The sequence below is a fragment of the Staphylococcus sp. 11262D007BW genome (genome assembly GCF_053547815.1).
Genome location: NZ_JBPWPJ010000001.1, coordinates 636,465 through 661,661 on the forward strand (window position 1 = coordinate 636,465; position 25,197 = coordinate 661,661).

Genomic DNA, 25,197 nt, shown 5'->3' on the forward strand with positions numbered 1-25,197 from the left:
AGCGTTTATGGCTTTTACACCAAGCGAAATAAAAAATAAATCATTTACACAAGCTAAAAATGGATATGATTCAAAAGAAGTCAAACAATATTTAGAACAATTGAGTCAAGAAGTACAACGTCTAAGAGAAGACAAGAATCAACTTAAAACAGTACTAGAAGAACGAGATGCACATATTCAATCATTTAAAGATGTTGAAAAATCTGTAGGCGAAGCTATTGTGAATTCACAACGTGTTGCTGATGAGACAAAAGCAAGTGCTCAAAAAGAACACGATGCCATTATTGCTAAAGCGCAAGCAGAAGCAGATAAAATCGTTAATGACGGTATTGAAAAAGCACGTCGTTTATCATTCCAAACAGAAGACATGAAACGCCAATCAAAAATCTTTCGTTCACGTTTTAGAATGTTAGTAGAAGCACAACTTGATTTACTTAAAAATGATGATTGGGATTATTTACTAAACTATGATTTAGATGCACAACAAGTCACAGAAGAAAACTTTCAACATTTAAATGACAAAGACATCACTGACTCAGAAAAAGCTCAAGCACAGCAATCAACTGAAAATAATAATCAAGAGACAGACAAGCAAGACAAGTAAAATTGATATACAGCGATTTAGGGAAGGTGAGAGCCTAATTTTCAATCTTGATTTTGTATCACTGTCTTATTTAATAAAATACTTAACGAGAGAACTCTAAGCTGAGTTAACTAGGGTGGTACCGCGGTATTTGACCGTCCCTATTTAATTGAGCTTAGAGTTCTTTTGAGTTAAAGGAGTGTATAAAATGGATTATAAAGATACTTTACTCATGCCAAAAACAAAATTCCCAATGCGTGGTGGATTACCAAACAAAGAACCAAAAATTCAACAAGAATGGCGTGAGCGTGATTTATATCAAAAAATGTTAAAGAAAAATGAAGGTAATACTTCATTTATTTTGCATGATGGTCCACCATATGCAAATGGTAGCTTACATATGGGGCATGCACTTAATAAAATTTTAAAAGATATTATTGTCCGTCATAAAACAATGACAGGTTATTACACACCTTACGTACCTGGTTGGGATACGCATGGTTTACCTATTGAACAAGCGTTAACCAAAAAAGGTGTAAAACGTAAAGAAATGTCAACTGCTGAATTTCGTGATAAATGTGAAGCTTTTGCAATGCAACAAATCGAAAATCAAAAAAGTGATTTCCAACGTTTAGGGGTAACTGGAGATTTTGAAAATCCATATATTACGCTTAAACCAGAATATGAAGCGGCACAAATTCGTGTCTTTGGAGAAATGGCAGAAAAAGGCTTAATTTATAAAGGGAAAAAACCAGTTTATTGGTCTCCTTCAAGTGAGTCTTCGTTAGCAGAAGCAGAAATTGAATATCACGATAAAAAATCTGCATCTATTTATGTGGCATTTGATGTTAAAGATAGCAAAGGTGTCGTAGATGAAGATGCGAAATTTATTATCTGGACAACAACACCTTGGACAATTCCATCTAACGTTGCAATTACAGTACATCCTGATTTAACTTATGTCCAAATGAATGTAGAAGGACAAAAATATATTGTTGCTGAAGCACTCGTTGATGAGGTCGCTGAAGAATTAGGATGGGACAAGGACAGTGTCGTAAGAGAGAAAGATTTTAAAGGTAGTGAATTAGAGTATATTGAAGCACAACATCCATTCATTGATCGTATTTCTCTTGTGATTAATGGTACACATGTTACGACAGATGCTGGTACAGGTTGTGTGCATACAGCGCCAGGTCACGGGGAAGATGACTATGTTGTTTGTCAAAATTATGATTTAGAAGTCATTAGCCCGGTTAACGCTAAAGGTGTCTTTACTGAAGAAGCGGGTCAATTTGCTGGTATGTTCTATGACAAAGCAAATAAACCAATTACAGAGCTACTTGATGAAAAGGGTGCTTTATTAAAATTACAATTTATCACACACAGTTACCCACATGACTGGCGTACGAAAAAACCTGTTATTTTTAGAGCAACGCCACAATGGTTTGCCTCTATTTCAAAAGTTAGAGAAGATGTTTTAGATGCTATTACTAAAACACACTTCAAGGTAGAATGGGGTAAAACACGTATTTACAATATGATTCGTGACCGAGGCGAATGGGTTATCTCTCGTCAACGTGTATGGGGCGTTCCTTTACCTGTATTTTATGCTGAAAATGGCGACATTATCATGACAAAAGAAACAGTAATGCACGTGGCAGACTTATTTGAAAAATACGGTTCAAACGTATGGTTTGAACGTGAAGCCAAAAATTTATTACCAGAAGGATTCACGCATCCTAGCAGTCCAAATGGTGAATTTACAAAAGAAGAAGACATTATGGACGTTTGGTTTGATTCTGGTTCATCTCACCGTGGTGTATTAGAAACAAGACCAGAATTACGATTCCCAGCTGATTTATATCTTGAAGGTAGTGATCAATATCGTGGTTGGTTCAACTCATCAATTACGACCGCAGTGGCAACACGTGGTGTGTCACCTTACAAAATGTTATTATCACATGGCTTTGTAATGGATGGCGAAGGTAAAAAAATGAGTAAATCATTAGGTAACGTGATTGTACCGGATAGTATTGTTAAACAAAAAGGTGCAGACATTGCGCGTCTATGGGTAAGTTCGGTAGATTACTTAGCAGACGTTCGTATTTCTGACGATATTTTAAAACAAGTAGCTGATGTATACCGTAAAATCCGTAATACGTTACGTTTCTTATTAGGTAATGTGAGCGATTATAATCCTAACGAAAACCGTGTGGCAGAAAATGACTTGTTAGAAGTTGACCGTTACATTCTTCATCGTTTACGTGAATTTACAGCAAGCACTTTAGACCACTATGAAAACTTTGATTATCTTGATATTTACCAAGAAGTTCAAAACTTTATCAATGTTGAATTAAGTAATTTCTACTTAGACTATGGTAAAGATATTTTATACATTGAAGAACAAAATGCGCATAAACGTCGCAGTATGCAAACAGTGCTTTATGAAATCTTAGTTAACATGACTAAATTATTGGCACCAATCATTCCACATACAGCTGATGAAGTATGGTCTTATATTGAACATGCAGAAGAAGAAAGCGTTCATTTAGCAGATATGCCTGAAAAAGAATCAGTGGATACAGCATTGATTGAAAAATGGTCACAATTTATGGCATTAAGAGATGACGTCAATCGTGCATTAGAAGTGGCACGTAACGAAAAAATTATTGGTAAATCTTTAGAAGCTAAAGTTAAAATTGGTAACAGTAATTCATTTGATACAGTTGATTTCCTAGAATCATTTGATGATTTACATCAATTATTTATCGTGTCACAAGTAGAAGTTACCAATGACCATGATGGTGCTGAATACGATCATGCAAATGTAAGTATTTCAAAAGCAGATGGAGAAAAATGTGCACGTTGCTGGAATTATAGTGAATCACTTGGTTCTGTCGGTGAAATGACGGATTTATGTCCACGTTGTCAAGAAGTAGTCAAAACACTTGTGTAGTTTTGTATAAAGATATTTTAATAAGACACACTTATTATTCATTGTTTAACTGATTTAAGCACGACTATTCATTAGTAGATTTTTAAACACTAATGGATAGTCGTTTTTTGATAGCTCAATGATTCAATTGAAGTTGTGATGGTATTCGCACTTTATTTTAGTTATCGATTAGGTTAAGCTATAATATATTGTGTTGAAAAGATTAATGTGAAAGGATCAACATATATGAAACGTCAATATCATGTGGGATTGTCTATTTTTATTGTACTTATAATACTAATTGGAGATCAGGTTACAAAATGGATTGTTGCCACTCAAATGAAAATAGGAGACTCCTTTTTAGTGATTCCAAACTTTTTATATTTTACGTCCCATCGTAATAATGGGGCTGCATGGGGCATTTTAAGCGGACGAATGAGTTTCTTTTATATCGTAACAGTAATCATTATTATTGCATTGATTTATTTTTATATTAAGGAAGCTAAAAATCATTTATTCATGCAGATTGCAATATCTTTATTATTTGCAGGTGCCATCGGTAATTTCATTGACCGTATTATTAATGGGGAAGTTGTCGATTTTATAGATACTGTGATTTTTGGATATGATTTTCCAATTTTTAATTTAGCAGATAGTAGTTTAACGATTGGTGTTATTTTATTATTATTTGTATTACTTAAAGATATTAAAAAAGAAAATGAGGTGAAATAATGACAGTACATCAATATGAAATGAGTGATTCGCAATTCGAATTGCAACGAATTGATAAGGTTTTACCGGAGTTAAATAGCGATTGGTCTCGTAGTCAAATTCAAGATTGGATTAAAGAAGGTCAAGTTGAAGTCAATGGCAAGCAGGTCAAAGCAAATTATAAGGTGAAAATAAATGACCACATTGTCGTGACAGAAAAGGAAGCTGTGAAAGCCGATATTAAACCGGAAAATTTAAATTTGGATATTTATTATGAGGATGATGATGTAGCGATTGTTTATAAACCTAAAGGGATGGTCGTTCATCCTTCGCCAGGTCATTATACAGGTACTTTAGTGAACGGATTAATGTATCAGATGAAAAATTTATCAGGCATTAATGGTGAAATTAGACCAGGCATTGTGCATCGTATCGATAAAGATACATCTGGGCTATTAATGATTGCCAAAAATGATATTGCGCATCGTCATCTCGTTGAGCAACTAATGGCTAAAACAGTCACACGTAAATATACCGCTTTAGTTCATGGTCATATTCCGCATGAATTTGGCACAATTGATGCACCGATTGGACGTCATAAAAATGATCGCCAATCTATGGCTGTTGTAGACGATGGTAAAGAAGCGGTGACACATTTTAATGTCCTTGAAAGTTTTAAACAGTATACGTTAGTTGAGTGTCAGCTCGAAACAGGTCGAACACACCAAATTCGTGTGCATATGAAATATATCGGTTATCCTCTTGTTGGGGACCCTAAATACGGCCCTAAGAAAACATTAAATATGGACGGACAAGCACTTCATGCTGGAGTGATTGGTTTTGAACACCCAACAACTGGCGAATATATTGAAAGAATAGCGCCATTACCAGAGGAATTTCAACAAATGATTACTCAAATTCAACAAGAAAAAATATAAATAACCATTCCTAAAGTAACTTTGAAATAAATGATAGCTATTACACTTTGACATTTAGTAGAAAAAGAGCTATCATAGATGACAAATAAACTAAACAATAAGCGAGTCTTTAAATATAAGTCCAGAGAGGCTTAAAAGACATGACTTACATATATGGTGTGGTTAGTCGACTATCGGTATAGGTGTAGACTAACTTCTGTTGATATATCGACTCATGTCTTTTAAAGACATGAGTTTTTTTATGAGAGGGTGAACCTTGTGAGCGAAAGAGTGATTATAGATGAATCAGCGATTAACCGCACACTAACACGTATTGCGCATGAAATTTTAGAGTACAATAAAGGCTCTGAAAATTTAGCATTGCTTGGCATTAAAACACGTGGTGAGTTTTTAGCAAAGCGTATTCAACAAAAAATCCAAACGATTGAAAATGTATCAATTCCAACTGGTACTGTGGATATTACAAACTTTAGAGATGATATTGAAGCGCGTAATCAACCTCAACATAAAACATTTGAAATTGATGCAGATATTAACAATCGTATTGTCATTTTAGTGGATGATGTATTATATACTGGCCGAACAGTTCGTGCTTCACTCGATGCGATACTAAAGCATAGTCGTCCTAAGAAAATTGGATTAGCTACATTGGTTGACAGAGGTCACAGGGAATTACCAATTCGTGCCGATTTCGTTGGTAAAAATATCCCGACTTCTCATGAAGAATCTGTAGAGGTTTTCTTAGAAGAAATTGACGCTCAAAATGCAGTAATCATAAAATAATACCTTTTAATTCAGTACGAGAGACTGACAAAGGTGACACCCACAATTGAAGTGTAAAGTGGTAGCAATACAATAAGTCCTAAACTATTATTTGGTGTAACATTACACATTCTACATGTTGTAATTTCGATAGGTCAGGAAACATTGTGATAAGGTTATCATGAACACAGTCAAAATGGATGTCGACAAAGTCTCTTAACTAGTACTAGTTAGGAGACTTTTTTTATAGAAAGGACGAAGAATATGGAAAATGAAACAATGTTTGAGCGAACGGTGCAACCCGCGCTTGATGTTAATGAAAAACCAAAACCCTCTCAGTGGGCATTTCTAAGTATTCAGCATTTATTTGCAATGTTTGGTGCGACTGTATTAGTGCCGTTTTTAACTGGGTTGCCAGTGTCTTCAGCACTATTAGCTTCAGGTGTGGGGACGTTACTTTATATTTTAATTACGAAAGGTAAAATACCAGCCTATCTTGGTTCAAGTTTTGCATTTATCACGCCTATTATTACAGGATTAAGTACAAACAGTTTAGGGGATATGCTCATTGCGCTATTTATGAGTGGCCTCATGTACGTGATTATAGGTGTTGCTATTAAATTAAGTGGTACGAACTGGTTAATGAAATTATTGCCACCTGTCGTTGTAGGACCAGTCATTATGGTTATCGGGTTAAGTTTAGCACCGACTGCTGTCAATATGGCTATGTTTGAAGATTCTAATGCAATGGAAGGTTATAACTTAACATATCTAGCCATTGCCTTAATCACGTTATTAGTGACCTTACTGGTTCAAGGATTTGGAAAGGGATTTTTCTCGCTCATCCCGGTACTGATCGGTATTGTCGTAGGCTACATTGTTTCAATTATATTTGGAATTGTTGATTTTAAAGCAGTAGCATCAGCAAAATGGCTGCAATTTCCAGATATTTACATTCCATTTGTTGATTATCAACCTTCATTTCATGTGGGACTAGTCGCAGTAATGTTACCGATTGTATTTGTAACGGTCAGTGAACATATTGGCCATCAAATGGTAATCAATAAAATTGTAGGTCGAAACTTCTTTGAAAATCCAGGCTTACATCGCTCTATCATTGGTGATGGTGTATCCACCATGTTTGCAAGTTTAATCGGTGGACCACCAAGTACAACATATGGCGAAAACATTGGTGTGCTTGCGATTACACGTATATACAGTATTTATGTTATTGGTGGTGCTGCTACTATTGCGATTGTATTAGGATTTGTTGGTAAATTCACAGCACTGGTTGCCTCTATTCCAACACCAGTAATGGGTGGTGTATCCATCTTATTATTTGGAACAATCGCAGCAAGTGGATTACGTATGATTGTAGAAAGCCATATCGATTTTGCCAATAACCGTAATCTTGTCATTGCATCTGTCATCTTAGTTGTAGGTATTGGCAATATGATGATTAACTTTAGTGACATTGGTTTAAATTTAACAATTGAAGGCATGGCGTTATCAGCAACAGCAGGCATTTTATTGAATCTAATCTTACCAAAACAGAAATCATAGGAGGACTATTAAGATGAGAAATCTTGTTTCCATGGAAGATTTATCTGTAGAAGATATTCAAAGCTTAATTAAAAGAGCATCGAATTATAAAAATAATGTAGAAATACCTAGTTTGAAAGGAAAGTACGTCGCAAACCTCTTTTTCGAAAATTCAACTCGAACAAAATGTAGTTTTGAAATGGCAGAGCAACGTTTAGATATGAAAGTGATCCATTTCGATACAGCAACATCTTCCGTACAAAAAGGGGAATCGTTGTATGATACCTGTCGAACACTCGAAAGTATTGGTTGTGATGCACTAGTTATACGTCATGAAGAGAACAATTACTATCAACAACTTGAGCAACTCTCTATCCCAATTATTAATGCAGGAGATGGGAGTGGCCAACATCCAACACAAAGTTTGCTTGATTTAATGACTATTTATGAGGAATTTGGCTATTTTGAAGGCTTAAACATCGTGATTTGCGGTGATATTAAAAACTCACGCGTCGCACGTAGTAACTATCATAGTTTAACTGCACTAGGCGCGAATGTATCATTTGTAGCACCTTCTCAATGGCAAGATCAAACAATGGCTGGTGATTACGTTGAATTGGATGAGGTTATAGATAAAGTGGATATTGTTATGTTACTAAGAGTACAACATGAACGTCATACATCCGGTAACCAAAGTTTTCAAAAAGAAACGTATCACCAACAATTTGGTTTGACAGATGCAAGATATCAACGTTTAAAAGATGAAGCGATTATTATGCACCCTGCACCAGTCAACAGAGGCGTTGAAATTGCTGATCATTTAGTCGAAGCGCCAAAATCTCGCATTTTTAAGCAGATGGAAAATGGTGTGTTTTTAAGAATGGCAGTACTGACGAAAACAATTTTAAAATAAAGGAGATGCGCTTATGAAATTAATTCAAAATGCACAAATGTTAGAAGCTAATCAATTTAAAAAGGTCGATATTTTAATAGAAGGAAAACACGTTAAACAAATTGCAGAAACTATTGAACCTACTGAAGATATGACAGTCATTGATGCTAAAGGTCAATTTTTAGCACCCGGCTTTATCGATGTTCATGTTCATTTAAGAGAACCAGGTGGCGAATACAAAGAAACAATTGAAACAGGTACAAAAGCAGCTGCAAGAGGTGGATTTACAACAGTATGTCCAATGCCGAACACAAAACCAGTGCCAGATACTAAAGAAAACATGGACCATTTAAACCAATTAATTGCTGATAATGCACAAGTTCGTGTACTACCATACGCTTCAATCACAATTAGACAAGCAGGTAAAGAACATGTTGATTTTGAAACACTAGCAAAAGAGGGCGCTTTTGCATTTACAGATGATGGCGTAGGTGTACAACAAGCTTCTATGATGTATGAAGCGATGCAACAAGCGAAATCAGTGAATAAAGCAATTGTTGCACACTGTGAAGAAAATAGCTTGATTTATGGTGGTGCTATGCATGAAGGCCAACGCAGTAAAGAACTAGGTGTTCCGGGTATCCCAAATATATGTGAAGCGGTGCAAATTGCTAGAGATGTCTTATTAAGTGAAGCAACAGGTTGTCACTATCATGTGTGTCACGTTTCAACTAAAGAAAGTGTGCGTGTCATTCGTGATGCGAAAAAAGCAGGTATTCCGGTTACAGCTGAAGTCACACCACACCATTTACTATTGAATGAAAACGATGTTCCTGAAGATCACGGTATCTATAAAATGAATCCACCATTAAGAAGTAAAGAAGATCAACAAGCGCTCATTGATGGTTTATTAGATGGTACGATCGATTGTATCGCAACGGACCATGCACCTCATGCAGCGGATGAAAAAGATCAACCAATGACTAAAGCACCATTTGGTATTGTGGGTAGTGAAACAGCATTCCCGCTTCTTTATACACACTTTGTTAAAAATGGCGATTGGAGTTTACAACAATTAGTGGATTATTTAACAACAAAACCAGCTAAAACATTTGATTTACCATATGGTCAATTAGCTGAAGGTGAATTAGCCGATTTAACATTAATCAACTTAGATGAAGAATATGAAATTAAAGGAGAAGATTTCTATTCAAAAGGTACAAACACGCCATTTATTGGTGAAAAAGTATTTGGTAATCCAGTATTAACAATGGTTGAAGGCGATATTCGTTATGAGGAGGAAAAATAATGTTTGAGAAACGTTATCTTGTACTTGAAGATGGAAGTTACTATACAGGGTTCAAATTAGGTTCAGACGAATTAACAGAAGGTGAAATTGTATTTACAACTGGCATGACAGGGTATCAAGAAACATTATCTGACCCTTCATTTACCGGACAAATCATTACGTTTACGTATCCATTAATTGGTAACTATGGTATTAACCGCGATGATTTTGAATCACTTGTCCCGACATTAAATGGTGTAGTGGTTAAAGAAGCATGTCAACATCCAAGTAATTTTAGAGCAGAAATGTCATTTGACGATGTGTTAAAAGAATATAACATTCCTGGTATTAGCGGTGTAGATACACGTAGTATTACGAAGAAAATCCGTGAACATGGTGTACTTAAAGCAGCTTTCGTTGATGACTCATCTGAAATTGACAAAACAGTAGAGCATTTAAAAAATACAACGTTCCCTACAACAGAAGTCCCTACTGTTTCTACAAAATCACCATATGTTTCAACAGGATTTGATTTAAAAGTAGTATTAGTTGACTTTGGTAAAAAACAAAACATTGTACGTGAATTAAACGCAAGAGGATGTGAAGTCACTGTAGTGCCATATGATACCTCTGCTGAAGATATTTTAAAACGTAATCCAGATGGCGTTATGTTATCAAATGGCCCTGGTGATCCGGATGACGTCCAAGTGGCTGTGGAAATGATTAAAGGTATCTTAGGAAAAGTTCCATTCTTTGGTATTTGTTTAGGACACCAATTATTTGCCTTATCACAAAGTGCAACTTCCTTTAAGATGAAGTTCGGCCATCGTGGTGCTAACCATCCAGTTAAAGACTTAGCAACAGGAAAAATCGCACTAACAAGTCAAAACCATGGTTATTCTATCGATGCAGACTCTATTGAAAAAACGGACTTAGAAATTACACATATCGCATTAAATGATGGAACGGTTGAAGGCTTAAGACATAAACATTTACCGGCCTTTTCAGTTCAATATCACCCAGAAGCATGTCCTGGCCCAACTGATTCGAATTATTTATTTGATCAATTTATTGAAATGATGAATGAAAATAAACAAAAGGAGCGCGTTACTCATGCCTAAAAGAAAAGATATACAAACCATTCTTGTTATCGGATCTGGTCCAATTATCATTGGACAAGCAGCAGAATTTGACTATGCAGGAACACAAGCTTGTCTTGCATTAAAAGAAGAAGGGTATCGTGTGATATTAGTCAATTCGAACCCAGCTACAATTATGACAGACAAAGAGATTGCCGATAAAGTATATATCGAACCTTTAACACATGATTTTATAGCACGTATTATACGTAAAGAACAACCTGATGCACTATTACCAACATTAGGTGGTCAAACTGGCTTGAACATGGCGATTGAACTACATGATAGCGGTGTGCTGGAGTCAAATAACGTCACTTTATTAGGTACTGAACTATCATCTATTAACCAAGCAGAAGATAGAGAGTTATTCCGTTCATTAATGAATGACTTAAATGTACCAGTTCCTGAAAGTGACATCGTCAATACGTTAGAACAAGCGTTTGAATTTAAAGATCAAGTAGGTTATCCATTAATTGTCCGTCCAGCCTTTACAATGGGTGGTACTGGTGGCGGTATTTGCCATAATGATGAAGAATTAAAAGAAGTTGTGTCAAACGGATTGAAATATAGTCCAGCTACACAATGTCTTATTGAAAAGTCCATTGCTGGTTATAAAGAAATAGAATATGAAGTAATGCGTGATAAAAACGATAACGCGATTGTCGTATGTAACATGGAAAATATAGACCCTGTTGGTATTCATACAGGTGACTCAGTGGTAGTAGCACCAAGTCAAACATTGTCAGATGTGGAATATCAAATGTTACGTGACGTTTCCTTAAAAGTTATCCGTGCATTGAAAATTGAAGGAGGATGTAACGTTCAACTTGCTCTCGATCCTCACTCAATGCAATATTATATTATCGAGGTTAATCCACGTGTGTCTCGTTCATCTGCACTTGCTTCAAAAGCAACAGGGTATCCTATTGCCAAATTAGCAGCTAAAATTGCAGTTGGTTTAACATTGGATGAAATGAAAAACCCAGTAACAGGCACATCTTATGCGGCATTTGAACCAAGTTTAGATTATATCGTTTCTAAAATTCCACGTTTCCCATTTGATAAATTTGAAAAAGGTGAACGTGAACTTGGTACGCAAATGAAAGCAACAGGAGAAGTCATGTCGATTGGCCGTACTTATGAAGAATCATTACTAAAAGCGATTCGTTCACTTGAATACGGCGTACATCATCTAGGTTTACCAAACGGTGAATCATTCGATCTATCCTATATTAAAGAGCGTATCAATGCGCAAGATGATGAGCGATTATTCTTTATTGGTGAAGCAATTCGACGCGGTGTGTCATTAGAAGAAATTCATGAAATGACGAAAATTGACTATTTCTTCTTAAACAAATTTAAAAATATTATCGATATGGAACACACACTTAAAGCGCACCAAGGTGATATTGACTACTTAAAATTTGCGAAACGTTTTGGCTTTAGTGATCGTGTCATCGCACATCGTTTTGAAATGACAGAAGAAGAAGTATATGATTTACGTCAAAAACATGATATTCACCCAGTATATAAAATGGTAGATACATGTGCAGCAGAATTTGAATCTGCAACACCATATTATTATGGTACTTATGAAGAAGAAAATGAATCTGTTGTGACAGATAAAGAGAAGATTATCGTACTAGGTTCAGGTCCAATTCGAATTGGTCAAGGTGTCGAATTCGACTATGCGACAGTTCATGCTGTGTGGGCTATTCAAAATGCCGGTTATGAAGCGATTATCGTCAATAACAACCCAGAAACAGTATCAACTGACTTCTCAATTTCTGATAAGCTTTATTTTGATCCACTTACAGAAGAAGATGTGATGAACATCATTAATTTAGAGCAACCTAAAGGTGTTGTTGTACAATTTGGTGGTCAAACAGCGATTAACTTAGCAGATAAATTAGCAAAATACGGCGTGCGTATTTTAGGTACATCATTAGAAGATTTAAATCGTGCGGAAGACCGTAAAGAATTCGAAGCACTTTTAAATGATATTGACGTCCCACAACCAAAAGGTAGAACTGCAACGTCAGCAAAAGAAGCGTTAGAAAATGCAAGAGACATCGGTTATCCGGTTGTAGTTAGACCATCTTATGTATTAGGTGGCCGTGCGATGGAAATCGTTTATAATGATGCTGAACTTGAAAATTATATGAATCAAGCCGTTAAAGCAAGCCCTGAACATCCAGTATTAGTCGACCGTTATTTAACAGGTAAAGAGATCGAAGTGGATGCTATTAGTGACGGAGAAACAGTCATTATCCCTGGTATTATGGAACACATTGAACGCGCGGGTGTGCATTCAGGAGACTCTATTGCAGTATATCCACCACAAACATTAACACAAGAAGAAATCGACACATTAGAATCCTTTACAATTAAGCTAGCAAAAGGATTAAACATTGTCGGCCTTATTAACATCCAATTTGTAATTGCGCATGATGGTGTTTACGTATTAGAAGTCAACCCACGTGCAAGTCGTACCGTGCCGTTCTTAAGTAAGATTACTGAAATTCAAATGGCACAATTAGCAATGCGTGCAATTATGGGTGAACAGTTAGCAGAATTAGGATTCAAAGAAGGTATTCAACCATATAAAGAAGGCGTTTTTGTGAAAGCACCTGTCTTTAGCTTTAATAAATTAAAAAATGTTGATATTACGCTTGGACCTGAAATGAAATCAACTGGTGAGGTAATGGGACGAGACCTTACTTTAGAAAAAGCGTTATATAAAGGACTTACAGCTTCAGGTTTCACTGTAAAAGACTATGGTACTGTCCTCATTACAGTTAGCGATAAAGACAAAGAAGAAATGGTTAAAATTGCAACACGTTTAAATCAAGTAGGTTATAAAATTATTGCTACAGCAGGTACAGCTCAAAAACTTGCAGACCATAATATTAAAGTCGACACGGTTGATAAAATTGGTGGCCATGACGATTTAATTACAAAAATTCAAAATGGCGACGTTCAAATCGTAATTAATACAATGACAAAAGGTAAAATGATTGAACGCGATGGTTTCCAAATTCGTCGAGCTTCAGTAGAAAATGGTGTACCTTGTCTTACTTCACTTGATACAGCGAATGCTTTAACGAATGTTATTGAAAGTATGACATTCTCAATGCGAAATATGTAGGAGGGAAAAGCGGTGGAAAAAGTAACAGTCATTTCAAATGAAAATATTGCAGACCGTATTTATGAATTGAAAGTGACTGGACCGGTTGTTGAAACATTGCAACAACCGGGTCAGTTCGTACATATCAAAGTGGGCGAAGGCTCATTGCATATGTTACGACGTCCTATTTCAATATGTGAAATGAACGCATCCGAAAATAGCTTTACAATGCTTTTTCGTGCTGAAGGAGCAGGCACACAAAAACTTGCACAATTACAACAAGGTGATGAGGTTGATGTGATTGCACCTCTTGGAAATGGTTTTCCAGTTGAACGTGCTAAAAAGAAAGCTTTACTTGTAGGAGGCGGTATAGGTGTACCACCGCTTTATGAGTTATCTAAACAACTGACAAAACGTGGTATTGAAGTGGTTCATGTTTTAGGATTTCGTTCTCAAAAAGATGTATTTTATCAACAACAATTTGAAGCTTTAGGTGATACCTATATTGTTACAGAAGATGGTAGTACTGGTGAGAAAGGCTTTGTCACAAACGTGATCGATCAGTTGCCAGTTGATTATGATATTTTCTATACATGTGGTCCAAAACCAATGCTTAAAGCTTTAACACAAGCTGAAGCTTTAAAAGATGTACCAGGCTACATTTCTTTAGAGGAGCGTATGGGATGTGGCGTAGGTGCTTGTTATGCATGCGTTTGTCATGTGCCAGACAGTGAAACAGATTATGTTAAAGTATGTACTGATGGACCAGTTTTTGAGAAGGGAGCAGTTGTGTTATGAGCCGATTAAATACAGAGTTACCCGGTTTGTCTTTAAAAAATCCGGTCATGCCAGCAAGTGGTTGTTTTGCATTTGGGGCGGAATATGGCCAGTTTTATGATTTATCAGAGCTTGGCGCGATAATGGTCAAAGCGGCAACAAAAGAAGCACGTTTTGGTAATGAAACGCCTCGAGTAGCTGAAACAGATAGTGGCATGATTAATGCGATTGGATTACAAAATCCTGGCGTACATCATATATTAGACCATGAATTAAAAGCATTAGAAGATTATGATGTACCAATTATTGCGAATGTTGCTGGTTCAAAAGAAGAAGATTATGTTTATGTGGCAGAACATATTTCGAAAGCGCCAAATGTTAAAGCGCTAGAACTGAATATCTCTTGTCCAAACGTTAAAGAAGGCGGAATGCAATTTGGCGTGGACCCTGAAGTGGCAGCGGAATTAACACGACAAGTTAAAGCCGTATCAAGTGTCCCTGTATATGTGAAACTTTCTCCAAATGTAACGAATATTGTAGACATGGCAAAAGCAATTGGCGCATATGCAGATGGTTTAACAATGATTAATACACTTGTAGGTTTACGCATTGATAGTCGTACAGGTCAACCAATTATTAGCAATGTAATAGGCGGATTAAGTGGTCCTGCCATCAAACCGGTTGCATTAAGAATGGTATATGAAGTGCGTAAAGCATTACCAAATATCCCAATTATTGCAATGGGAGGTATTCAAAATGCACAAGATGTCATTGATTATATCTCTGTAGGTGCTGATGCGGTAGCAGTTGGTACAGCAAATTTCCAAAATCCTTTAGTATGTAAGGAAATTATTGATGACTTACCAACACATTTAGATGCGCTAGGCGTTAATCATATTAATGAACTTAAAGGTCGTACTCAGAAAGGAATGTAACTTATGAAAAGAGAACCAATTATTGCACTCGATTTTGCTACGAAACAAGAAGTCATGACGTTCCTAAATCAATTTGATGAACCTTTATTTGTTAAAGTCGGGATGGAATTGTTTTACCAAACAGGGCCAGCATTGATTAAAGAGATCAAAGCGCTTGGTCATGATATCTTTTTGGATTTAAAACTACATGACATTCCGAACACTGTTGGCAAAGCAATGGAAGGCTTAGCAAAACTTGATGTAGACCTAGTCAATGTTCATGCTGCAGGCGGCAAGTTGATGATGCAACGTGCAATGGAAGGTTTACGTAAACACAATCCAAATATTAAAATTATTGCTGTAACCCAGTTAACGTCAACGACAGAAGCACAGTTACATCAAGAACAAAACATTCAAACGTCAATGGAAGAAGCGGTCTTAAATTATGCTGAATTAGCACAACAAGCTGGTCTAGATGGTGTGGTATGTTCACCCCTTGAAGCATCAAGCATAAAGGAAAGATGTGGGGAAACATTCTTAAAAGTAACACCGGGTATTCGTCCAGCTCATAGTGATGCTAATGATCAAAAACGTATCACTACACCTGAAGATGCTAAACAATTGGGGTCAACACATATCGTTGTGGGACGCCCGATTACACAAAGTGACAATCCAGTCGATAGTTATCATCAAATCAAAGAAAGTTGGTTAAGTTAATGGTCAAATCAATTGCAAAGTCATTATTAGATATCGAAGCAGTTTCACTCTCACCTAATGATATGTATACATGGAGTTCTGGAATTAAATCACCAATTTATTGCGATAATCGTGTCACACTTGGTTATCCAAAAGTTCGCGAAGCCATTCGTGATGGGTTAGTTGATTTAATTCAAACTCATTTTTCAGATGTAGAAATTGTATCTGGAACAGCTACGGCAGGTATTCCACATGCGGCTTATATTTCTGAAAAAATGAATTTACCAATGAATTACGTTCGTTCAAAAAGTAAAAGTCATGGTAAACAAAATCAAATCGAAGGCGCTAACAGTAAGGGTAAAAAAGTAGTAGTTGTAGAAGATCTTATTTCCACTGGTGGTTCTTCAATTACAGCAATTGACGCTTTACGTGAAGCAGGGGCAGACGTATTAGGTGTCGTTGCCATCTTTACTTATGGTTTAAATAAAGCAGAAGCGGCGTTTAAAGACGCTGATGCTAAATTTGTGACATTAAGTAATTATGAAGAATTAATTGAAGTTGCTGAACAAGAAGGAAAAGTGACTAAAGAAGACATTGATACTCTAGTGAACTGGCGTAATCAATTATAAAATCACATAAAAGTAGAGTAGCTCTTTTTCTAAAAAGCCTTCAAAATTCATTGGTGTGAATTTTGAAGGCTTTGAATATTTAATAGCATAATGCATTGGAAAATTTAATTAATATTTTGAAGCAGTGAACATACATCGCGTTTAAAGAATGACTTGCTTATTTTTGTACTGAAAGAAAGGTTCGCTTGCTCACTTTCGTTCGCATGCATAACGTGCACTAACTCACTATGTTCGTAGTGCACGTAACTTTGTTTATAATCCGGCTGCAGAAAGCAGAAATTTCAACAGAACTACGCAAGGCGCAAAGATTAAAGAACAATCTTCGCTTCTTGCTTGATTCTGCTCAATTTCTAAACGCTTTCTTCCGCACTTTGTTTAATCAGGTTACGCACTGCAAAACTCTCAACAAAATGAGCCGCTTCACTAAAACCAAAGAGCGGTTTGAGTTCAGCGCTCGATTTTGCTATTAATAGAAAGGTTCGCCTGCTCACTTTCGTTCGCATGCATAACGTACACTAATCTCACTTTGTTCGTAGTGTACGTAACTTTGTTTATAATCCGGCTTCCAATTGCAGGGTTCTCGATAATACTACGTGACGCGCAAAAATCAAAGAGCGATTTTCGCTTGTCCCTAGGTATTACTTCGAACCCTGACCGCAATTGTCAGCTATTTTATAATCCAGCTCCAGAAAGCTGTCCCCTCAACAAAAAGCCCAGGGCGCATAAATTTGAAAACCAATTTCTGCTTCCTGGACGATTTTGTTCGGGGCCAAAACGCTTTCTTCCGCACTTTGTTTATCGTAAGTACCATTTTAAGAAGAGCCAACCGCCGACGAAGATGAGTACGAAGACGAGTAGTGGTAGTAATAAGTTTATACTTAACATAAAAATCCCCCTAAAAATGATTTGTTTCTATTGTAACCGGTTATAATAGGTAGTGAAAGTAAAAAAGAGATGGATTAATGAATGAGTTTTGATGTTTAATAGAGGAGGATAAAATATGAAAATCCCTAAAATAACTACTTTTTTAATGTTTAATGGTAATGCTGAAGAAGCAATCCAATACTATACGCAATTATTTGAAGACAGTGAAATCATCACGATGGTTAAATATGACGATACTGTGCCAGACCAAGAAGGTAAAGTACAACATTCTATATTTACATTAAATGGTCAAGTATTTATGGCGATTGACAATATCAATGGCACTGATATTGAAATGAATCCTGCGATGTCATTATTTGTTACCGTAAAAGACCAATTTGAAATGGATACGTTATATAATGGCTTAAAAGATGGTGGAGCGATTTTGATGCCGAAAACTGAAATGCCTCCGCAATATCGTGAATTTGCATGGGTTCAAGACAAATTTGGTGTGAACTTTCAATTAGCATTCCCAGAAACTAAAAGATAAAGTTGACTAATATACTATAAGAGCGATGAAGCATTCTATTAAAGTAAGCTTCATCGCTCTTTTTGAAAGGGTTAGGATTTTGTTAATTGTTTTCTCGAATCATACATATATTATGTCCTAATCCATAAGCATTGCTATAAAAACCAAAAACCGGTTTGAGTTTAGCGCTCGATTTTGCTCCTAAGGAAAGGTTCGCCTGTTCGCTATCACTCGCATGCATAACGTGCACTAATCTCACTATGTTCGAAGTGCACGTAATTGTCCGCACTTTTATAATCCGGTTCCAGAAAGCTGACCCCCTCAACAAAAAGCCCAGGGCGCAGCAATTTGAGAACCAATTGCTGCTTCCTGGGCGATTTTGCTCGGGGTCAAAGCGCTTTCTTCCACACTTTATTTTAATTTTTGTATTTCGTCATAGTTTGGTGTGGCATAAAGTGTTTTTTGATGATCGTATGTGACGAAGCCGGGTTTAGCACCGTTTGGTTTGTGTACGTGTTTGATTGACGTATAGTCTACTGGTATTTGGCTGGATTGACCTGCTTTTGAAAAGTAAGCGGCAATCAATGCTGCTTCGTCTAATGTTGATTGTGCTGGATCATCATTTAGGATAACCACGTGGCTGCCTGGAATATCTTTAGTATGCAACCAAATATGATGTTTTTGAGCACGTTTATGGGTTAGATAATCATTTTGTTTATTATTCTTTCCAACGAGTATCGTATCACCATCTGTGGACTGATATTGTTGAAGTTGTATTTTTTGTTTTTTCTTTTTATTTGAGCGTTTACGTTGTTTGATAAATCCTTGTTCCGCTAATTCTTCGCGTATTTCATCAATTTCATCGACAGTTATATGTGAAAGTTGTTGATCAATACTTTCAAAATAACGGATATTTTCTTTAGTTAATTGAATTTGATGTTCGAGCTCACGTTCACGTGTTTTCATACGATTGTATTGCTTAAAATAATACTGCGCATTGTCAGAAGGTGAACGTGTAGGGTCTAAAGGAATAGTAATGGTTTCGCCATTATAATAATTCGTTGTGGTTAATTGATCGTCTCCCATTTTGAGTTGGTAGATGTTAGCTGTAATTAATTCACCATATAATTGTTGTTGTTCTTTATTTTGAGTACCCTCTAACTCTGTAATTAATTTACTGAGTTTATTCTGATATTTTTGTAAATGTTGGTGAACAAGTTTTAATAAATCATTTGCACGTTGCTTAACACGTTCTCTTTCTCCGCGCGCTTCATAAAAGCGGTCTAATAAGTGATGTAATGAGTCATATTCAATCATGTCATCGTTAAACTGCTGTAATTTCATAAAATAAAAATCTTCTTTTCCGGTTTCATGATTTTTATGAAACACAGGAGAAACAGGCTGTTGAATATCAGCCATGACTTCATTAAATGCTTCCGGTAACGTTTGAGTGGTCATAAATTGTCTTCGAGTAGTAATTTCTTTTGTAATTAGAGGAGAAAATCCTTCAAAAGTGTTAAGTAATTGTCGGTCGATTTTACCACTATTAAAATCGATGTATTGCACTACGTCATTACCAGTTACATTAAATGGATTCATTTTATTTTGAGACGGTGGCGTTTCATATTGAAAACCTGGCATCACCGTACGAAATTGATTTGTGTTAGGCGTTAAATGTTTAAACCCTTCAATAATTTTATAATCATTATCGACTAAAATGAGATTACTATGTTTCCCCATAATTTCTAAAATAACTGTTCGATGAATGGTGTCACCAAGTTCATCTTTACTTTCTACATCTATTTCAATACGACGGTCATTACCAATTTGGCGTATAGCTTGAATAATGCCACCTTCTAAGTGTTTACGAAAGACACGTGCAAACATAGGTGGTTCAAATGGATTATCATATTTCTTTTCTGTAATATGAATACGCGCAAAATTAGGATGAATAGATAATAAAAGTTGATGATTTTTACGATTTTGACGCACAACCATGATAATCGTATCATTTTCTGGTTGATTTATTTTATGAATGCGTCCTTTAACAAGTGTTTGTAAATCTTCCACCATTTTTTTCGTGAAAACCCCATCAAATGCCATGTTATCTGCCACCTTTAAAAAATTTCATTGCCTTATTATAACATGTGTTTAGACAATCGTCAGAGCGTAAGTTTATCCACTTGAACTCTATACAATAAACATAAAATTGTGGTAAGATATATAAATAAATAGAAGAATAGCAGAAAGGTCGTAAGGAATGGATACTGAAAAGGGCTTATTAATTGTCTTGTCGGGTCCCTCTGGTGTAGGTAAGGGAACGGTTAGAAAACGTATTTTTGACGATCCCACGACGTCATACAAATATTCAATTTCCATGACAACCCGTTCAATGCGCGAAGGGGAAGAAGACGGTGTGGATTATTTTTTCAAAACGAAAGAAGCATTTGAGCAACTCATTGAACAAGATGCATTTATAGAATATGCTGAATATGTTGGTAATTATTATGGGACACCCATCCAATATGTGAAGGATACAATGAATGCAGGCTACGATGTGTTTTTAGAAATCGAAGTAGAAGGTGCTAAACAAGTACGTAAAAAATTCCCTGATGCGTTATTTATCTTTTTAGCGCCACCAAGTTTAGATCATTTAGAAGAACGTTTAATTGGTCGTGGCACAGAATCAACAGAAAAAATTCAAAGTCGTGTGACCGAAGCACGTAAAGAAGTTGAAATGATGAATTTATACGACTATGTTGTTGTAAATGATGAAGTAGAACTTGCGAAACAACGCATTCAATGCATTGTTGCAGCGGAACATTTAAAAAGAGAACGTATTGAAGCAAAATATAGAAAGATGTTATTGGAGGCTAAAAAATAATGTTACATCCACCATTACATGAATTACAAGATAAAATTAACTCTAAATATTTAATCGCAACGACAGCAGCTAAACGTGCACGTGAAATTCAAGCAGATCCTGAGGCGTTATTATTAGATCAATATTCAAGTAAAAAAACAGTTGGTCGTGCATTAGAAGAAATCGCAGCACAAAAAGTAACACCTCAAGTAGATGAAAAAAAGTATAATCAAATTCATTAATTCATGAATGAAACATTGTAAGATAGTGGGATGACAAGGGCGTCATCCTACTTTTTTAAATTAATAGATATTTATAAAAAATAAAAATGTAGAAATGTAAATGATCAGGAGTGAAATCATGAAAAATATTTTAGTCGCTGTTACAGGTGGCATTGCCGCGTATAAAGCTATAGATTTAACAAGTAAATTAACGCAAGCGGGTTATGATGTGCGTGTGATGTTAACAGAACATGCACAAGAGTTTGTGACACCTCTAGCTTTTCAAGCCATAAGTCGAAATGCTGTATATACTAATACATTTCATGAAGAGCATCCGGCAGAAATTCAGCATGTTGCCTTAGGAGATTGGGCGGATGCCATCGTCGTGGCCCCAGCTACTGCGAATATCATTTCTAAATTAAGTCATGGGATTGCAGATGATATGGTCACAACGACCTTATTAGCGACAGAAACTAAGAAATTTATTGCGCCAGCTATGAATGTACATATGTATGAAAATCCGCGTATTCAACAAAATATGGCAACGTTAGTTGAAGATGGCTATCAATTTATCGAACCAGGAGAAGGATTTTTAGCATGTGGCTATGTTGCGAAAGGTCGTATGGCAGAACCGATTGACATCCAAACGGTATTAGAACGTGAAGCTCACACATCTCATCAAGCTCAAACGGCCACTTATTTTAAAGATAAGCATGTGTTAATTACAGCTGGTCCTACGGTAGAAGAAATTGACCCTGTCCGTTATGTTTCTAATCGTGCCTCAGGAAAAATGGGCTATGCTTTAGCTGAGGCTTTGCAAAATAGTGGCGCTCAAGTCACGCTTGTAACTGGGCCAACACATTTAGATCCGCCAAATAATGTCAATGTCATTGCTGTGCGCAGTGCACAAGAAATGTTTGAAGCGGTGATCGAACACTTTGAAACTCAAGACGTTATTTTTAAAACTGCAGCAGTATCGGACTACACTCCTGTTGAACAATTAGAGCATAAGATGAAAAAACAAGATGGCAATTTAGTTGTGGAATTTAAACGTACAGTGGATATTTTAAAATATCTTGGAGAACACAAAACGACTCAAAAATTAGTAGGGTTTGCGGCTGAAACACAAAACGTGGAGACATATGCGCGCGAAAAACTAGTACGTAAAAATGCGGATGTCGTTATTGCTAATAATGTAGGAGATGCGTCGATTGGTTTTCAATCAGACGAAAATGAAGTGTCACTTTATTTCAAAGATGGCACTGTGAAAACAATTGATAAAACGAGTAAAAAACAATTAGCTTTTAAAATTTTGTTAGCGTTAGAAGGAAGTTGGCAAGTATGATAGCTCAAGTGATTGTAGATGTCGATTCTAAAAGAGTTGATAAAACATTTGACTATATTATCCCTCAACAATTTAAAGATATTATTAAACCGGGCATCCGTGTTGTCGTGCCATTTGGTCCGCGCAAAATACAAGGCTATGTCATGAATTGCATAGATGATGCCCAAAGTGAAATGGACCTATCGCGCTTGAAGCCGATTATCGAGGTCAAGGATATTACACCTGAGTTAACTGAAGAGTTGGTTCAACTTAGTGAATGGTACCACCGTAATTTCATTTCTAAGCGTATTTCTATTTTAGAAGCGATGTTACCTAGCGCGATTAAAGCAAAATATCAAAAAGCGTTTCAAATTGTGGACGCATCACAATTACCAGAAGAGATATTATCGTTATTTAATCAAGAAGGATATTACGATTATCAAAAAGCGCAAAAAGAGAATAATGTTGAAGCGATGTCGTTTTATTTAAGTACTGGTGCAATTAAAGAAGTGACACGCTTACAACAGCGAACTAAAAAACGCACTCAGAAAGCAGTAAGAATTTGTTCGGATGTGAATCCGGATGAATTACTTGGTCGATTAGAGAATAAGCCCAAGCAGTATGAACTCATTTGTTTTTTATTAGATGAACAACATCGTGACGTCTTTTTAAAAGAGCTCCATGACATGTCATTTTCGCCTTCATCAATTAAAACGCTTGAAAAATATCAGTTGATTGAAAAGTATGATGCTGTTGTTGAACGTGACCCATATGAAGGTCGAGTATTTGAAGCAGATGAAAAACAATCGCTTACTTCTGAACAAATGCAAGCGTACCAGTCTTTATCTGAAGCTGTACAAGAAAGACGTAGTGAAACATTTTTATTACATGGTGTCACGGGTTCAGGTAAGACAGAAGTCTACCTTCATATTATTGAAGATGTGTTGAATCAAGGCCAGAATGCGATGATGCTCGTTCCTGAAATTGCGCTCACACCACAAATGGTATTGCGTTTTAAAGCACGATTTGGAGATGAAGTTGCTGTTTTACATTCTGCGTTATCGGCTGGTGAACGTTATGATGAATGGCAAAAGATTCGAGATGGGCGAGCACGAGTCAGTGTAGGAGCGCGTTCTAGTATTTTTGCACCGTTTAAACATCTAGGTATTATTATTATTGATGAGGAGCATGAAGCAACCTATAAACAAGAAGATTATCCGAGATATCATGCAAAAGATATTGCAGAATGGCGGAGTCGTTACCACCATTGTCCACTAGTGTTAGGAAGTGCTACGCCAAGTTTAGAAAGTTATGCCCGAGCAGAGAAGGGTGTGTACACTTTATTATCAATGCCTAACCGTGTTAATCAACGGCCGTTACCAAATATTGAAGTACTTGATATGAGAGAAGAGTTAGCCAATGGCAATCGCTCAATGTTTTCCGAAACGCTAGCAGAAGGCATTGAGGCACGTTTAGAAAGAAAAGAACAAGTGGTTTTATTTTTGAATCGCCGTGGTTATGCATCATTTATGTTGTGTCGCGATTGTGGTCATGTGCCGCAATGTCCACATTGTGATATTTCGTTAACATACCATAAAACGAATGATCAGTTGAAATGTCATTATTGCGGGTATCAAGAGCAAGCACCGATGCGTTGCCCGAATTGTGAAAGTGAACATATCCGTCAAATGGGAACAGGGACACAACGCGTAGAAGAATTACTACAACAACGTTTTCCAGAGGCGCGCATTATTCGTATGGATGTAGATACGACAAGTAAAAAAGGCAGTCATGAAAAATTACTAAATCAATTTGGAAGTGGTCAAGGCGATATTTTATTAGGGACACAAATGATTGCGAAGGGGCTTGATTTTCCTAACATTACGCTTGTTGGGGTTCTTAACGCAGATACAATGCTTAATCTTCCTGACTTTCGTTCAAGTGAAAGAACGTTCCAAATTTTAACGCAAGTTGCCGGACGAGCTGGACGCCATGATAAAACTGGGGAAGTGATTATTCAAACGTATAACCCTGATCATTACGCAATAGAATATGTAAAGCAAGCTAATTACCTAGAGTTTTATCGTAAAGAAATGACCTATCGTCAACTTGCACACTATCCACCATACTATTATTTAATCAATTTTACGGTAGCTCATGAACAAATGAAGGAAGTATTACAGGCATCAACGCATATTCATCAACTTCTCATCCAACAATTAAGTGAACAAGCACTTATTTTAGGGCCATCACCCGCCCCTTTATCGCGCATTAACAATGAATATCGATTTCAAGTGTTGGTCAAATTTAAAAGCGAGCCACATCTTGTTCAAGTATTACAATATTTAGATGATTATTATCATGAATTATTTATTCAAAAAAAGTTGACGTTAAAAATCGACATCAACCCTTACATGATGATGTGATTATTAATTAAAAAAGAGATTACGTTAGGTTATTAAT

Annotated in this window: 20 protein-coding genes; 19 read left to right on the forward strand and 1 reads right to left on the reverse strand. The window is 36.3% G+C overall.

Going from position 1 to position 25,197, the window contains the following annotated elements:
• Positions 1 to 7 precede the first annotated feature (7 nt).
• The 15 genes from ACEE93_RS03160 to ACEE93_RS03230 all read left to right on the forward strand — a co-directional run bounded on the left by ACEE93_RS03160 (position 8) and on the right by ACEE93_RS03230 (position 18,347).
• Positions 8 to 604 carry a DivIVA domain-containing protein gene (locus ACEE93_RS03160; protein ID WP_449154847.1) on the forward strand — a complete coding sequence of 199 codons (597 nt, stop codon included), beginning with the start codon at positions 8 to 10 and terminating at the stop codon, positions 602 to 604.
• A gap of 187 nt (positions 605 to 791) precedes the next feature.
• On the forward strand, positions 792 to 3,539 hold the full coding sequence (ileS, locus tag ACEE93_RS03165) for an isoleucine--tRNA ligase (RefSeq protein ID WP_449154848.1): 2,748 nt from the start codon (positions 792 to 794) through the stop codon (positions 3,537 to 3,539).
• A 225-nt stretch (positions 3,540 to 3,764) separates the two neighbouring features.
• Positions 3,765 to 4,250 carry a signal peptidase II gene (gene lspA, locus ACEE93_RS03170; RefSeq protein ID WP_449154849.1) on the forward strand — a complete coding sequence of 162 codons (486 nt, stop codon included), beginning with the start codon at positions 3,765 to 3,767 and terminating at the stop codon, positions 4,248 to 4,250.
• A complete protein-coding gene (locus tag ACEE93_RS03175; RefSeq protein WP_449154850.1) occupies positions 4,250 to 5,167 on the forward strand; it encodes an RluA family pseudouridine synthase in 918 nt (305 codons plus the stop codon). Before lspA ends, ACEE93_RS03175 begins: the two co-directional genes overlap by 1 nt.
• 258 nt (positions 5,168 to 5,425) lie before the next feature.
• Positions 5,426 to 5,950: a bifunctional pyr operon transcriptional regulator/uracil phosphoribosyltransferase PyrR gene (gene pyrR, locus ACEE93_RS03180; protein ID WP_449154851.1), complete on the forward strand. Its 525-nt coding sequence runs from the start codon at positions 5,426 to 5,428 to the stop codon at positions 5,948 to 5,950.
• A 243-nt stretch (positions 5,951 to 6,193) separates the two neighbouring features.
• The gene (locus ACEE93_RS03185; protein ID WP_449154852.1) at positions 6,194 to 7,492 is read left to right on the forward strand and encodes a uracil-xanthine permease family protein; all 1,299 of its coding nucleotides are present in this window, start codon (positions 6,194 to 6,196) and stop codon (positions 7,490 to 7,492) included.
• Positions 7,493 to 7,505: 13 nt separating this feature from the next.
• On the forward strand, positions 7,506 to 8,384 hold the full coding sequence (locus ACEE93_RS03190) for an aspartate carbamoyltransferase catalytic subunit (RefSeq protein WP_449154853.1): 879 nt from the start codon (positions 7,506 to 7,508) through the stop codon (positions 8,382 to 8,384).
• 13 nt (positions 8,385 to 8,397) lie between these two features.
• Positions 8,398 to 9,672 carry a dihydroorotase gene (locus ACEE93_RS03195; protein WP_449154854.1) on the forward strand — a complete coding sequence of 425 codons (1,275 nt, stop codon included), beginning with the start codon at positions 8,398 to 8,400 and terminating at the stop codon, positions 9,670 to 9,672.
• Positions 9,672 to 10,772 carry a carbamoyl phosphate synthase small subunit gene (locus ACEE93_RS03200; protein WP_449154855.1) on the forward strand — a complete coding sequence of 367 codons (1,101 nt, stop codon included), beginning with the start codon at positions 9,672 to 9,674 and terminating at the stop codon, positions 10,770 to 10,772. Before ACEE93_RS03195 ends, ACEE93_RS03200 begins: the two co-directional genes overlap by 1 nt.
• On the forward strand, positions 10,765 to 13,938 hold the full coding sequence (gene carB / locus ACEE93_RS03205) for a carbamoyl-phosphate synthase large subunit (RefSeq protein WP_449154856.1): 3,174 nt from the start codon (positions 10,765 to 10,767) through the stop codon (positions 13,936 to 13,938). Before ACEE93_RS03200 ends, carB begins: the two co-directional genes overlap by 8 nt.
• A 12-nt stretch (positions 13,939 to 13,950) precedes the next feature.
• Entirely contained in the window at positions 13,951 to 14,715 is a 765-nt protein-coding gene (locus ACEE93_RS03210; RefSeq protein WP_449154857.1) for a dihydroorotate dehydrogenase electron transfer subunit, read from the forward strand.
• Positions 14,712 to 15,629 carry a dihydroorotate dehydrogenase gene (locus ACEE93_RS03215; RefSeq protein WP_449154858.1) on the forward strand — a complete coding sequence of 306 codons (918 nt, stop codon included), beginning with the start codon at positions 14,712 to 14,714 and terminating at the stop codon, positions 15,627 to 15,629. Before ACEE93_RS03210 ends, ACEE93_RS03215 begins: the two co-directional genes overlap by 4 nt.
• Before the next feature lie 3 nt (positions 15,630 to 15,632).
• Positions 15,633 to 16,325, forward strand: coding sequence for an orotidine-5'-phosphate decarboxylase (gene pyrF, locus ACEE93_RS03220; protein WP_449154859.1), 693 nt, complete (start codon positions 15,633 to 15,635; stop codon positions 16,323 to 16,325).
• Entirely contained in the window at positions 16,325 to 16,933 is a 609-nt protein-coding gene (gene pyrE, locus ACEE93_RS03225) for an orotate phosphoribosyltransferase (RefSeq protein WP_449154860.1), read from the forward strand. The genes pyrF and pyrE overlap by 1 nt, the downstream gene beginning before the upstream one ends.
• 1,000 nt (positions 16,934 to 17,933) lie before the next feature.
• On the forward strand, positions 17,934 to 18,347 hold the full coding sequence (locus ACEE93_RS03230; protein ID WP_449154861.1) for a VOC family protein: 414 nt from the start codon (positions 17,934 to 17,936) through the stop codon (positions 18,345 to 18,347).
• A gap of 390 nt (positions 18,348 to 18,737) precedes the next feature.
• On the opposite strand, the gene ACEE93_RS03235 is transcribed toward ACEE93_RS03230, so the two are convergent.
• Positions 18,738 to 20,429 (reverse strand): Rqc2 family fibronectin-binding protein, encoded by a 1,692-nt coding sequence (locus tag ACEE93_RS03235; protein ID WP_449154862.1) that lies wholly within the window; start codon positions 20,427 to 20,429, stop codon positions 18,738 to 18,740.
• Between the two features lie 157 nt (positions 20,430 to 20,586).
• Between ACEE93_RS03235 and gmk the strand changes: the two genes are divergently transcribed.
• The 4 genes from gmk (at position 20,587) to priA (ending at position 25,160) form a co-directional block, all read left to right on the forward strand.
• On the forward strand, positions 20,587 to 21,210 hold the full coding sequence (gene gmk / locus ACEE93_RS03240; RefSeq protein WP_449154863.1) for a guanylate kinase: 624 nt from the start codon (positions 20,587 to 20,589) through the stop codon (positions 21,208 to 21,210).
• A complete protein-coding gene (rpoZ, locus tag ACEE93_RS03245; RefSeq protein WP_449154864.1) occupies positions 21,210 to 21,431 on the forward strand; it encodes a DNA-directed RNA polymerase subunit omega in 222 nt (73 codons plus the stop codon). Before gmk ends, rpoZ begins: the two co-directional genes overlap by 1 nt.
• A 118-nt stretch (positions 21,432 to 21,549) precedes the next feature.
• Positions 21,550 to 22,755 (forward strand): bifunctional phosphopantothenoylcysteine decarboxylase/phosphopantothenate--cysteine ligase CoaBC, encoded by a 1,206-nt coding sequence (gene coaBC / locus ACEE93_RS03250; protein WP_449154865.1) that lies wholly within the window; start codon positions 21,550 to 21,552, stop codon positions 22,753 to 22,755.
• Positions 22,752 to 25,160, forward strand: coding sequence for a primosomal protein N' (gene priA, locus ACEE93_RS03255; protein WP_449156390.1), 2,409 nt, complete (start codon positions 22,752 to 22,754; stop codon positions 25,158 to 25,160). Before coaBC ends, priA begins: the two co-directional genes overlap by 4 nt.
• Positions 25,161 to 25,197: the final 37 nt, after the last annotated feature.